This is a genomic window from Clostridium sp. DMHC 10 (assembly GCF_001270375.1).
In the GTDB taxonomy this organism is placed as follows: Bacteria; Bacillota; Clostridia; order Clostridiales; family Clostridiaceae; genus Clostridium_S; species Clostridium_S guangxiense.
Map to the genome: position 1 here is coordinate 2,475,947 of NZ_LGVB01000015.1, position 12,260 is coordinate 2,488,206.

The following is a 12,260-nucleotide window of genomic DNA, read 5'->3' on the forward strand; positions in this document are numbered from 1 at the left end:
CATTTTCACCTTCTAATTACAGTATTTATTTTGTATTCATTAATTCCCATAACTAAAGCATTATTTTCTAAATAATATTTTATTTCATCTATAGATACCTTGCTTATTATTTCTCCTGGCATGAGAATTGGCACCCCTGGTGGATATGGTACAATAGCATCAGCGCATATTTTTCCTTCTGCTTCTTCTATATTTACCATCTCTTTTCCACCATTTAATGCTTCCCATGGGTTTATCCCCATTTTAGGTATAGATAATTCCTTTAAATCAAGATTCTTATCTCGAAGCTCTTCCATTTTGCAATCCTTAAGCACAGTATATAATTTTTCAAATTCTTCCTCACCATTGAAGGGTGAAAATATTAAAATTACATTTTGACTATCACACATTTCTGGCTGAATGAAGTTCTTTTTAAGATAATTATATAATTTAAATGCACTGTATCCTTTATCAACATTTATAACAAATCTTGTTTTATCAATGCACTGATTTTCATTTTTTAAATCCTCTTTACTTAAAATATGCATTCCTTGAATTTTGTTTATCTTTCTAGCATATTTATTACACTTATATATGAGTTTTCTATATTCATCCTCACCTTTTTCTTCAATATAGAATCTTGCATAATCCATAGAAGCCATAAAAATATAAGAGGGACTAGTAGTTAAAAATGAACTTACATAAAAATCAAGCTTGTCCATTTCTACATCATTACTGCACAGATGAAGATATGCTGTCTGTGTAAGGCTTGGAAGTGTTTTGTGTGCACTCATTACAACTATATCACATCCAAGCTTAACTGCACTTTTAGGTAGTTCATCACACACTCCAAAGTGAGCTCCGTGTGCTGAATCAACCACAACCTTCATTCCTCTTTTTTTAGCTTCCTTTGCAATAAACTCAAGGTTACAGCATACTCCATAGTAGTTAGGATAAGTTATTATTACTCCTTTAGCATCTCTATTTTCATCTAATAACTTTAAAAAATATTTTTCATCTATAGCTAAAGGAGCATTTATTTTATCGTTAAAATCATTTTTTATATAAACCGGCTTTAATTTTCTCATTATTATACCGTTAAATATGGATCGATGACAATTTCTTTCAACAATTACTTTATCGCCCTCATTAAAGCATGTAAAAATCATAGCTAAATTTCCACTTGTACTTCCATTAACAAGAAAATATGATTTTTTAGTTCCATAAAATTCACTAAGTTTTTCTTCTGCCTCTTTTATTATCCCCTCTGCATGATGCAGATTATCAAGTCCGTCTACTTCTGTCAAATCAAATTTGATAAAATTATCATAAAAAATTTTTCCTTCATTAGTACATAAAAATCCTTTTCCCTGCTTATGACCAGGCATACAAAATAAATTATTTTTTCGCTTATATATTTCATAATTCCATCTATAAGTGGTAATTTTGACAATCACAATCCTCTCCTCTTGATATAATGTGAGCAATCTCTTTCTTTATACACTCTTTGTAATACTCGTAAAAATCATTTTTATCCTTAAGATTTACTAATCTTTTTTCGCAGGCTTTACACATTCCTTTACCATTAATCATTATACCATCTTTTAAAACCTTGCCACATATAATACAATTTTTTTTCATAAATTATATTCCTCCTTAACTGTTAGGAATTATTACCTCCATATTATATTTTATTCACCACCTAGTCCATTTTTATTTTGTCCAAATAATTTTTTTTAATTTATATTTTAATTTTTTAAGGGAATACTAATATATAAATTATAAAATTAGCTGAAATATTCAAATTTTAAAAATTAGAGTAAAGAGTAGATAGCAGAGAGGAGAGTCTACATTCACTCTACTCTCTACGCTTTACTCTCTACTCTGCAAAGGGGTGTTTTTAATGAAACAAGAAATGGCAACATTTTTAAGTACAATAAAAGATGAAATTTGGGAACTTACAAAGTATCTTTACGATAATCCTGAAGAGAGCTTTTATGAATATAAATCATACAACTACATATCAAATTTATTAAAAAAATATCAATTTGAAGTTACTCAAAGTTATCTAAGTATACCAACATCGTTTTATGCTCAATATGGGGAAGGTCATCCAAAAATTTGTTTTACCTGTGAATATGATGCTTTAAGCGAGAAAGGTCATGTATACGGTTATAATGCACAAAGTGCAATATCAATAGCTTCTGCCATTGCACTTTCAAAAGTAATTCCAAAACTAGGTGGAAGCTTAATAGTAATTGGATGTCCTGGAGAAATAATAAGTGGTTCAAAGGTGGCTATGGTAGAGCAAGGAACCTTTGAAGATATTGATGCAGTTTTAATGGTGCAGCCTCATACTATAACTGCCGAAAGTGGTACTTCCATGGCTATTATTCCTCTTCAAATTAAATATACAGATAATCCACATAAAGATACTTTAGACGGCAAATACTCTGCTCTGGACGCATGTCTGTTTACTTTTGATGCGCTAAATGTTATTTCCAAAGGCTTTGAAAACAACTGCTTTATAAATGATATAAATGTAAACAGCATAAATAATTCTTATCTTCAAAGTGTGGAGGCAAGATTTTCAATAAAAACATCTTCATCTAAACTTGCAGACAAGATTGAAAATAAAATTAAAAGCTTTATAGACTTAACATGCTCTCTTTTAAACGTATCTTCTGAATTACATCTTTATGATATTCCATGTAAAGAGCTTATAACTAATCCAACTATATCCAGATTATTTTCTCATAATCTTAAGGAAAGTGGAATAATAAATATTAATGGAGTAAAAAACATTTTTTCTCCTTTAAACCTTGGTAACGTAAGTCATGTGGTACCTTGCATACACCCATACGTTTCAATTGTACAGGATAGTACTATAATTTATGGAACAAAACAATTTGCAGATGCTACCATTACCAAATTTGCCAATGATGTCATAATGAAAGCAGCTCAAGCACTAGCATGTACAGCTTTCGATATTATTGAGAAACAATCACTAATAGTTGATGCAAAGACCGAGCTTAGCAAAATGGAAACTAGCAATCTGCAAATTCATTAAAAGCAAAGTCAAAAATCAAAACATCATAGTTTTTTGTATCAGATACTATGCAGCTTTGGTATAATATATATATAAATGAAAGGCAGGTGAATCTGTTATATTTTTAAATAAAGTATAATAGTAAATATATGATATCTATATATAAAACTACAGACTTAAATACACCTTCAAAACTTCAAATGCTTGAAAACATAGAACCTGGATGTTGGATAAATATTGTAGCACCTACTGAGCAAGAATTAATGCTCATACACAAAAAGACTGAAGTTCCAATGGATTTTTTAAAGGCAGCACTAGACGATGAAGAAACATCAAGATTAGAAATAGAAGATGATAATATACTTATTATTGTGGACATACCCTTCACTGAAATGGAAGATAACTCTCTAACTTATGACTCATACCCTTTAGCAATAATACATACTAAAAATCAAATAATAACTATATGCCTAAAAAATAGTAAAACCATAACAGATTTTATCGAAGGAAAAGTAAAAACTTTTTTCACTTTCAAACGTTCAAGATTTATACTTCAAATTCTATTTAAAGTTGCAACCTACTATATGGTGTACTTAAGGCAAATAGACAAAAAAAGCGTCATGATAGAAAAAAGACTTCATAAATCACTTAAAAATAAAGAACTTATTCAACTTTTATCCCTTGAAAAGTCACTAGTTTATTTTTCAACCTCACTTAAATCAAACGAAATAACCCTAGAAAAAATGATGAAGCTTGAAATCATGCAAAAGTACCCTGAAGATCAAGACGTTCTAGAGGATGTTATAATAGAAAATAAACAGGCCATAGAAATGGCAAGCATATATAGTGATATATTAAGTGGAACTATGGATGCTTTTGCTTCATTAATATCAAACAATCAAAACTTAGTAATTAAATTTTTAACAACGATCACAATAGTACTTTCAGTACCAACAATGATATCAAATTTATTTTCAATGAACGTTACAGGTATTCCTCTAGCTAACTATAGATATGGTTTTGAAGTAATTTGCGGCATCTCCCTACTCTCCGTGATCATAGTAGCCTTGCTACTGTATAAAAGAGATATACACTTATAGGGGTTTGGGTGGAACCCATGTGATTCTGAAATTATATATTAGCGTTTCTATATTCTAGGGGTTTGGGTGGAACCCATGTGATTCTGAAATTATATATTAGCGTTTCTATATTCTAGGGGTTTGGGCGGAGCCCATGTGATTCTGAAATTATATATTAGCGTTTCTATATTCTAGGGGTTTGGGTGGAACCCCATAGCCATCAACCTAAGAAAAACAAAAATATGCATATATGATATAATTTTAGAAAAAAGTCTAACAAGGAAGGATGTTTAAAATGCCATTATGCATACAAAAATTCAATTATTAAATAAACACTTAAAAGATTTATTTTTAATTGAAACAATAAATAAATTAGCACGCAAAAGTGGTTTTACTCCAACTTTTTTTTTTTTTTGCCTCCATCTTCATAAACTTTTTATTATATTTTTTTAGTTCAATCACAATAATCCCCCTTTCCAAAATTCACGATATAAAAAATCCTCTTCCAAAAAGAAGAGGACAATATTAATAAAAAAAACCAGCGGAAGGGTTCTATTATTAAATACCTTCCCTCATCTTTCAGAATTTAATCTGCAGGATTTAGCACCTTTGCATGCAAATGAAACACGCTGGTTGCTGAAACGTCATCGGGCCAGCCCCTCAGTCTCTCTCGATAAGGATTTTATTCAATTTTGTTATAAACAATATACAAAAAAAATTTTTTGATGTCAAACAAGCAAAAAATTTTAATTTTTTATTTTTATGTGCATATTTTTACGTAACACATAATTGTTTTACGTTTACAAATACATATAAGTTTTTAATACAATATTATTTTTAACAATTGTATATTAATTCCTACTAATCTAATTCATTTTCTATTTATTAATATTAACCCAATTATACAAAAGGCTGCTCCCATTATTTTGTTAACTTCAAATCCCTCTTTATAAAATATAATTCCTATAGGTATAAGCACAATTGCTAAAATTATATTTGCAACTAGTGAACCTACACTAATATTCCATCCTGCTCTATATGCCATTAAATATCCAAATTCCAACCCAACTATTGAAAATCCCAAAACTATACTTGTCCAGTTTAATTGTTTAAATGAACCCCAAATCCCTTTATCATGTTTTGTAAAAAGCAGTGCCATTGATGATAAAACGGTCGCAGTAAAGTACGTAACAACTAAAGCCGAAAAAGGATTGGCTTTTTCTGGTGTTGATTTTTGGCATATATTATAAAACACATTTGATAATACTATCAGTACAATTGAAAAAACATACATAAACATAAAGTTTTCCTCCTTAAAACAAAGCTTTCTTATTTTTTAAAACACAGTCAAGTTTCTAATTATCTCTGAAAGTTTTCTTAGCCCTAAATACATTTCATCCTTCGAGGCATAGGAATAAGATATTCTTATATTGTTATTCTTATGAAAATCATATATATATCCAGGATTAATAAGTATGCCATTTTTCCAAGACATATTAAACAGTTTAATCATGTCTATCTTAACCTTTAATTTTAACCATATATAAAATCCACCTTTAGGTACGTTCCAATCAGCTATATCACAAAAATATTCTTTAAGTAGACTTATTGTAAAATCTCTCCTAATTTTAAGTCTATATCTAAGTTCCTCAATATAATTGTTATATAGTCCACTTGAAATCCATTCAACCGCAGCATATTGTGAAAGCGAACTAGCCCCATAATCCATTTGCATTTTAACATCTCCTAATCTATCTATAACAGCCTCAGGACCAATAACCCAGCCAATCCTCATGCCAGCAGAAAGACATTTTGATATTGTGCCTATATAAAGTACAATACCGTTATTATCCATAGACTTTAAAGTTTTAGGTGGAACTTCATCAAAACATAATTCTCTATATGCATCATCTTCAATAATTGGAAGTCTTTCTTTTGTACACACTTTAATAAGCTCATCTCTTCTATCATTACTCATTACTATGCCTGTAGGATTTTGAAAAGTTGGTATTGTATATAAAATAGAAGTTTCTTTACTTATGTTTTTTAGTACATCCCTTATATCAACCCCGTATCTATCCATAGATATTCCTTTTAATTTCATACCAGCAGATTCAAAAACATTAAGTGACTTTATGTACGATGGTTTTTCTACTAATACGTCATCTCCGGGTTTAAGTATACTCATAGAAATTAGCTGAAGCGCTTGAAGTGATCCTGAAACAATCAAAATAGATGATGCCGAGACATTAATTCCAAACTTTTTTACATAATTACTTATTACCTGCCTAAGCTCAAGCGAGCCCTTAGTTCTCTCATAACCCAATGAATTTATATTATCTGCCACCTTTAAAAGTACACTTTTCATGGTTTCCTTAGGAAAAAGCTCCGGCGAAAGTTCTCCCGTCCCTAGCCTAATAATGTTATCCTCATATTCAAGTTTATTTATCATTTGAATAGTAGATAAATTAGGTTCGTATATGCCGCTTTTTATATATTTTTGCCAATTTAGAGTTGGATCTGAAGCCAAAAGAGACCATGTATTATTAACTATTACTGTCCCACCCTTTGTCTTTCCCTCAACTAAACCATATGATTTTAATTCATCAATAGCTTCCACTACAGTACTTCTATTAACTCCAAATATTTGTGACATCTTTCTTTGAGATGGCAACCTTTCTCCTATACTCCATTCTCCTTTTGATATTTTTTCTTTTATATAATTCACTATTTGTCTAAATAATGGCAAATTAGAATTTTTATCAGGTTTCCAATCAATATTTATCATAAAACACCCAACCCTTTAATAAAACTAACTGCAAGCTTTAGTCCATAATAAGTTATTACAACTCCGCATATTTTATTAATTATCCCGACCAACCTCACACTAAAATTCTTTTTAAAATAATTTACAATTAATGAAAGACTTGTAAACCATAAAAATGAAGCAGTACAAACTCCTAGTATAAACAATTTAGAAGTTGAAAACGAAAGAGAAGCTTTAAAACCTCCAAGCATCAATGATCCATCAATAATAGCCTGTGGATTAAGCCATGTAACCGTAAAACAAGCAGTAACTAATTTTAAAAAATTTTTTGTCACTATTAACTTCGCCAAAAGAATTAGGTACTTCCATTATAAGCCTAACCCCTATATAAATAACAATAATTGCACCACACAAAAGTATAATATCTTTTAAAATTTGAGATTTACTTAAAACAATTCCAACACCATAATAACATGTAATTGCAAGTGAAATATCAAAAAATACTGTTACTAAGGCTGTTGTAAGTGCCATTATTCTCTTATTACATATAGCGGAATTAATGACATATAGATTTTGAACTCCAATCGGAGCAACATATGTAAATCCCAAAATTAGCCCTTCAATATAATATTTTATCACAGTTTTACCTCCAATACCTTATATAGGAAAATGTAAAAAATGTAGATATTCTTTTTTACGGGCCGCTCGTAATGCTTTATGCGTAGTGTAGCAAAACCTATATAATACCTTTTTTCACAATCTCTTATAGATAAACAAGCTGAAAGTTTCAAACTTTCACAAGTAATATTTTTCTGGTTCACAGTGCACTGTAAATTGTGCGCTTATTTCCTATAAATTAAATGCTACCAAAAAACTTTTCACTATTTTAACTTATAGGCTGTATACATTAATTATATACACCCAAGCCCCTTCTGTCTTCAACCATATCTTAAAATTTAATACCAACCAAATATCTTTCTAAAATTTAATAATAAAATTGTGAATAATAGTGAAGGAATAGTGACAAACTAATTGTATGAAAATTTTACGATTTATAATATATGGTTTAGCTGGATGGTGCATGGAAATATTATGGACTGGATTTGGTTCTCTTTTAAGCGGAGACATTTCAATGCATGCTTGGACCAGTATGTGGATGTTTTTAATATACGGTCTAGCAATTTTTATGGAACCAATACATAATGCTATAAGGCGTTGGCCAATTTTGATACGAGGAGGTATATATGCTGTACTTATATTAATAGTTGAATTTTGCACAGGTTCAATTTTGCGTCTTACAATAGGAACATGTCCATGGTATTATGATAAGGGTATTACAATACAAGGTATTACAAGACTAGACTATGCACCATATTGGTTTATCGCAGGACTTCTTTTTGAAAAACTTCACGATGAATTAATAAAAATACACAATATTTCAAGAGAATCTACAATCTAACTTGAAGTCGAAAAAAAGCAGTTGGAAGGGGGACTTACCAACTGCTACAAATTTTTATAATAATTATTAACTTTTTATCTAAGCTCAGTTATTATTTTATCACCTTTTCTATGTTAAACATATTATCTAAAACTTTAAAATTTTGAGGAAAAGGTTGTGCAAGTACCCAATAACTGACACCCCTAAGCCCATATTCACTAACAAGCTTATATTTTTCTTCTACACTTCTTGCATCTTCAAACCATACAACGTGCTGTCTGCCCGCTCTATCCGTATAATTATAATAAGGAGATTGTGATTTTTCGTCATATTTTATTTGTGCTCCGTATCTTCCTGCCCTAAGTATTGCCTCTTGATTTCCTATGCTTTCAGCAAATTCTCCTCCAGGCATATACGGAAGTGTCCAATCGTACCCATAAAGAGGCATCCCCATCATTATCTTTTTAGGAGGAATTACACTTACTGCATAATTTATTACTTTTCTCACTTCATTTATAGGTGCTACAGCCATTGGTGGACCTCCAGACCATCCCCATTCGTAGGTCATTATAATTACAAAATCAACGATTTCTCCATGTGCTCTATAATCATGAGCTCCATGCCATGCTCCCGTAGTAACATCATAAGTTTTTGGTGCAAGTGCTGTAGCCACAATATAATTTGGATGAAGCGCCGCCACAAGTTTTCTTAAAAAAATTATTATATTTTTGTCTGTCTTCAGGTGGAATTCTTTCAAAATCAACAACAACCCCATAGTATCCTTTACTTCTTATCATATTTAAAATATTGTTTATTAATGTTTGCTGCAGTGAATTGCTATTTAATATATTGCTTATAAGTTCACTATTAAAATTTGCACCTGTTGTACCTGATATATTTGTAACTGAAAGCATTGGCGCAACTTTATTTTCCTTTGCTATTCTTATTATATTCTCATCATTAAGTGGTGTAAGACCCGCATCGGCAGTTACATGGTGACTAAAAGGCGTTACGTAAGTTAAATATTGTATAGCCTCACCCAAAACAGCATTTTCTTTTTGTGGATTGGAAGGTTGTATAAACGCATTAACTTCAATATATCCATAATTTTTTGCATTTTCAGGTATTCTTATCATAAGTCCCGGATAAATTGGCGATGAATTTGTAATATTATTTAGTTGTGTAATAGCATCTACTGAAACTCTAAATTTCCTTGCAATAGACCACAAAGTGTCGCCAGATCTTACTCTATAAGCTATTTCTGTACTTGGAATAACAAGTGTTTGCCCAACTACTAAGCTGCTGTCCTGTGAAAGCTTATTTGCATTTATAATGCTTTGAGGTGTTACTCCAAACCTTCTAGCTATAGACCAAACAGTATCACCAGGTTTAACTACATATATTCTCACTAAATTCCTCACAAAAATTTCTATCAATAATTATTATATTCAATTAAACTATTTTTGTGCCTTTTCAGCCCTTATGGTTTTCCCCTTTATAGTTTTATTTCTAAGCCCTTCCAATACCAGTTCTCCTTTTCCAGAAAGGATTTCTACGTAAGAAAAATTATCTTGTATATCAATGATTCCAACATCTTCTGGATTAATCCCTTCAATGCTAGATACAGTACCAGCTATATCTCCTGGTCTTATTTTTTTCTTTTTTCCAGCACTAATATATATCTTTGTTATTTCTTTATTTATTTCTTTATTTTTAGCTTTCTTAAGTTTTACAGGATTTTTAAGCTTTTTATTGTATATTTCTTTTCCCTCTTTAACTTCCTCTTCTGAGGGAATATCACCTTTAAGAATTTTAAGAGCAAATTGTTCTTCAATCTCCTCCAAAAATCTATATTCCCTTGAGGTTACAAAAGTTATTGCAGTCCCTCTATTTCCTGCACGACCAGTTCTCCCCATTCTATGAATATAGCTTTCCTTCTCCATAGGTATATCATAATTTATAACATGAGTGACATCTTCCACATCAATTCCTCTAGCAGCTATATCTGTAGCCACAAGAAAATTAAATTCTCCTCTTTTAAATTTATTCATCATGCTAGTTCTATCATCTTGAAGCATTCCACCATGCAGAGCATTACATGAATATCCTTTAGTCTTCATTTGTGAAGCCAACTTTTCTACATTTTCCTTAGTTCTACAAAATATCATTGCGCTTTCTGGTCTTTCTACATATATCAATTTATTTAACAAATTAAACTTCTTATCACTTTCTACTTCATAATAAATTTGCTTAATTCTATCTGCAACAGAACTTTTAGCCTTAATTTCTATGCTAATAGGTTCTTTCATATATTTCTTGCTAAGTTCTAATATTTCCTCTGGCATAGTTGCCGAAAAGAGAAGAGTCAACTTTTTTATTAGGAAGCTTTTTCATTATATCCTTAACCTGATCTATAAACCCCATATTAAGCATTTCATCAGCTTCATCTATTACAAGATAGTTTATTCTAGAAACATCTAAAGCCCCTCTTTCTATAAGATCAAAGGTTCTCCCAGGTGTGCCAACCACAACATGAACTCTTTGTTTCAGTTCATTTACTTGAACACTTACTGGTTGTTTTCCAAAAATTGCTGAACATCTAAGCCTTTTGAATCTCCCTATATTGCCAAAATCCTCTTTTATTTGATATGCTAATTCTCTTGTTGGAGCTAAAACTAATACCTGCGGCTTATTTTCTTCAAGTTCTATTTTTTCTGAAATAGGTATTGCAAAGGCAGCCGTTTTTCCACTTCCCGTCTGTGATTTCGCCATAACATCTTTACCTTTAAGTATTAATGGTATAACCTTCTCCTGAACTTCCGATGGTTTTTTATATCCTAGCTTTTCTATTGCTTCTAAAATCTCTTCACTTAATCCTAAATCTTTAAAATTTGATTCACTCATTTTATTACCTCATACTTTACTCATTTTATATACACATGGTAGTATACCACGAATAAAGTTAAATTAATATTTTCAATAAAAAAAAGTTAAGTAACAGTTTCTAAAAAATGAAACCATAACCTAACTCAAATTCTTTATATCTAAAAATAGTGAATGTATTTTATTTTACAGCCTTTAATTTTGCAATATCCGACCAATTACTTGCAGTTATCATTTCTACATTACTTAAATCTTTTCTTATGCCTTTAACTTCTCCCTTAACTTCAGCTAGCTCATGTTTTAAATTTTCCTGTCCAGCTGAAATAACCGCTGTTCTATGTTCCAATGCTCTTAATAGCTGCATGTGCTCATCTTGAACAGCTTTTATTGATTTTACGTCTTCTTTAATTGTTCCAAGTTCTTGTTTTACAGATTTTACATCCTCTTTAAGTGACTTCATATCTTGCTGCATTGATTTTAAAATTTCTAGCATCTCTTTCTCCATACATTTCACCACCTAAGGAAATTATATCAAATTTTTAATTTTTAATCTATAAGAAAAACATGGAAATAAATTATAATTAATTTATAAAAAACTCGCTTTGTAAGTGATAATATTTTGAATAAAAAATTTAAAATTGACAGCACATGGGAAAATTACGAACTCTATATAACAAAAGAATAATACCCTATGATGATAATTTTTTGATGCTGTAATTTGTACTTCAACTTTGCATCATGCAACTCTTAGTGATATTAAACAAGGAATCAATGAAATATGCAGAATATTAAAGCCGAATAGATATTTTGTATTCAATTTTCTCTCTACATTAGATCCTTCTTATGGGATTGGCACTAAAATTGAAGAAAATACTTTTGTGGGCTCAAGAATCGGCGAAGAAAACATTCCACATCATTATACCGACGAAAACGAATTAGAAGCATTGCTAAATAAATTTTCATTTGCTAATATAAATAAAAGTATTTATAATTTTCATGATTCTAAAAATAATGAATACACATCAAAAGTATTTGATATACTAGCTGTTAAGTAAAATAAAAAAA

The 12,260-nt window shown here is 30.4% G+C and carries 12 protein-coding genes, 2 pseudogenes and 1 riboswitch; of the genes and pseudogenes, 4 read left to right on the forward strand and 10 right to left on the reverse strand.

The window, feature by feature from the left end:
• Positions 1-5: 5 nt before the first annotated feature.
• Positions 6-1,432 (reverse strand): annotated as a pseudogene (locus AGR56_RS13995) (aminotransferase class I/II-fold pyridoxal phosphate-dependent enzyme).
• The gene (locus AGR56_RS14000) at positions 1,411-1,620 is read right to left on the reverse strand and encodes a sigma factor G inhibitor Gin (protein WP_053242748.1); all 210 of its coding nucleotides are present in this window, start codon (positions 1,618-1,620) and stop codon (positions 1,411-1,413) included. Before AGR56_RS14000 ends, AGR56_RS13995 begins: the two are co-directional and overlap by 22 nt.
• A 262-nt stretch (positions 1,621-1,882) precedes the next feature.
• Here AGR56_RS14000 and AGR56_RS14005 point away from each other — a divergent pair, with 262 nt between their 5' ends.
• On the forward strand, positions 1,883-3,049 hold the full coding sequence (locus tag AGR56_RS14005) for a hypothetical protein (protein WP_053242749.1): 1,167 nt from the start codon (positions 1,883-1,885) through the stop codon (positions 3,047-3,049).
• A 128-nt stretch (positions 3,050-3,177) separates the two neighbouring features.
• Complete coding sequence (locus AGR56_RS14010) at positions 3,178-4,128, forward strand: magnesium transporter CorA family protein (RefSeq protein WP_053242750.1); 951 nt, start codon at positions 3,178-3,180, stop codon at positions 4,126-4,128.
• A 548-nt stretch (positions 4,129-4,676) separates the two neighbouring features.
• Positions 4,677-4,787, reverse strand: a riboswitch (SAM riboswitch).
• Between the two features lie 191 nt (positions 4,788-4,978).
• Here the strand turns inward: AGR56_RS14010 and AGR56_RS14015 are convergent.
• The 4 genes from AGR56_RS14015 to AGR56_RS23500 are packed head-to-tail and all read right to left on the reverse strand — an operon-like array spanning position 4,979 to position 7,513.
• Complete coding sequence (locus AGR56_RS14015) at positions 4,979-5,407, reverse strand: EamA family transporter (RefSeq protein WP_053242751.1); 429 nt, start codon at positions 5,405-5,407, stop codon at positions 4,979-4,981.
• A gap of 36 nt (positions 5,408-5,443) precedes the next feature.
• Complete coding sequence (locus tag AGR56_RS14020) at positions 5,444-6,895, reverse strand: PLP-dependent aminotransferase family protein (RefSeq protein ID WP_053242752.1); 1,452 nt, start codon at positions 6,893-6,895, stop codon at positions 5,444-5,446.
• The gene (locus AGR56_RS23495) at positions 6,892-7,209 is read right to left on the reverse strand and encodes a LysE family transporter (protein ID WP_347460483.1); all 318 of its coding nucleotides are present in this window, start codon (positions 7,207-7,209) and stop codon (positions 6,892-6,894) included. The genes AGR56_RS14020 and AGR56_RS23495 overlap by 4 nt, the downstream gene beginning before the upstream one ends.
• The gene (locus AGR56_RS23500) at positions 7,154-7,513 is read right to left on the reverse strand and encodes a LysE family transporter (RefSeq protein ID WP_347460484.1); all 360 of its coding nucleotides are present in this window, start codon (positions 7,511-7,513) and stop codon (positions 7,154-7,156) included. The genes AGR56_RS23495 and AGR56_RS23500 overlap by 56 nt, the downstream gene beginning before the upstream one ends.
• 397 nt (positions 7,514-7,910) lie before the next feature.
• On the opposite strand from AGR56_RS23500, the gene AGR56_RS14030 reads away from it, so the two are divergent.
• Positions 7,911-8,333: a hypothetical protein gene (locus tag AGR56_RS14030; protein WP_084757040.1), complete on the forward strand. Its 423-nt coding sequence runs from the start codon at positions 7,911-7,913 to the stop codon at positions 8,331-8,333.
• Positions 8,334-8,424: 91 nt separating this feature from the next.
• Here AGR56_RS14030 and AGR56_RS22925 read toward each other — a convergent pair whose 3' ends face one another.
• The 4 genes and pseudogenes from AGR56_RS22925 to AGR56_RS14045 form a co-directional block, all read right to left on the reverse strand.
• Complete coding sequence (locus tag AGR56_RS22925; RefSeq protein WP_278279643.1) at positions 8,425-8,985, reverse strand: glycosyl hydrolase family 18 protein; 561 nt, start codon at positions 8,983-8,985, stop codon at positions 8,425-8,427.
• A complete protein-coding gene (locus AGR56_RS22930; RefSeq protein ID WP_278279644.1) occupies positions 8,954-9,721 on the reverse strand; it encodes a LysM peptidoglycan-binding domain-containing protein in 768 nt (255 codons plus the stop codon). Before AGR56_RS22930 ends, AGR56_RS22925 begins: the two co-directional genes overlap by 32 nt.
• Before the next feature lie 48 nt (positions 9,722-9,769).
• Positions 9,770-11,216, reverse strand: a pseudogene (locus AGR56_RS14040) (DEAD/DEAH box helicase).
• Positions 11,217-11,376: 160 nt separating this feature from the next.
• Complete coding sequence (locus AGR56_RS14045) at positions 11,377-11,700, reverse strand: hypothetical protein (protein ID WP_053242754.1); 324 nt, start codon at positions 11,698-11,700, stop codon at positions 11,377-11,379.
• 211 nt (positions 11,701-11,911) lie between these two features.
• Between AGR56_RS14045 and AGR56_RS14050 the strand changes: the two genes are divergently transcribed.
• A complete protein-coding gene (locus tag AGR56_RS14050; RefSeq protein ID WP_084757042.1) occupies positions 11,912-12,250 on the forward strand; it encodes a class I SAM-dependent methyltransferase in 339 nt (112 codons plus the stop codon).
• Positions 12,251-12,260: the final 10 nt, after the last annotated feature.

Excerpts from the sequence above, each read along its gene's own strand:
- AGR56_RS14000 (WP_053242748.1), bottom strand. The coding sequence starts at position 1,620 with ATGAAAAAAAATTGTATTATATGTGGCAAGGTTTTAAAAGATGGTATA.
- AGR56_RS14005 (WP_053242749.1), top strand. The coding sequence starts at position 1,883 with ATGAAACAAGAAATGGCAACATTTTTAAGTACAATAAAAGATGAAATT.
- AGR56_RS14010 (WP_053242750.1), top strand. The coding sequence starts at position 3,178 with ATGATATCTATATATAAAACTACAGACTTAAATACACCTTCAAAACTT.
- AGR56_RS14015 (WP_053242751.1), bottom strand. The coding sequence starts at position 5,407 with ATGTTTATGTATGTTTTTTCAATTGTACTGATAGTATTATCAAATGTG.
- AGR56_RS14020 (WP_053242752.1), bottom strand. The coding sequence starts at position 6,895 with ATGATAAATATTGATTGGAAACCTGATAAAAATTCTAATTTGCCATTA.
- AGR56_RS14030 (WP_084757040.1), top strand. The coding sequence starts at position 7,911 with ATGAAAATTTTACGATTTATAATATATGGTTTAGCTGGATGGTGCATG.
- AGR56_RS14045 (WP_053242754.1), bottom strand. The coding sequence starts at position 11,700 with ATGGAGAAAGAGATGCTAGAAATTTTAAAATCAATGCAGCAAGATATG.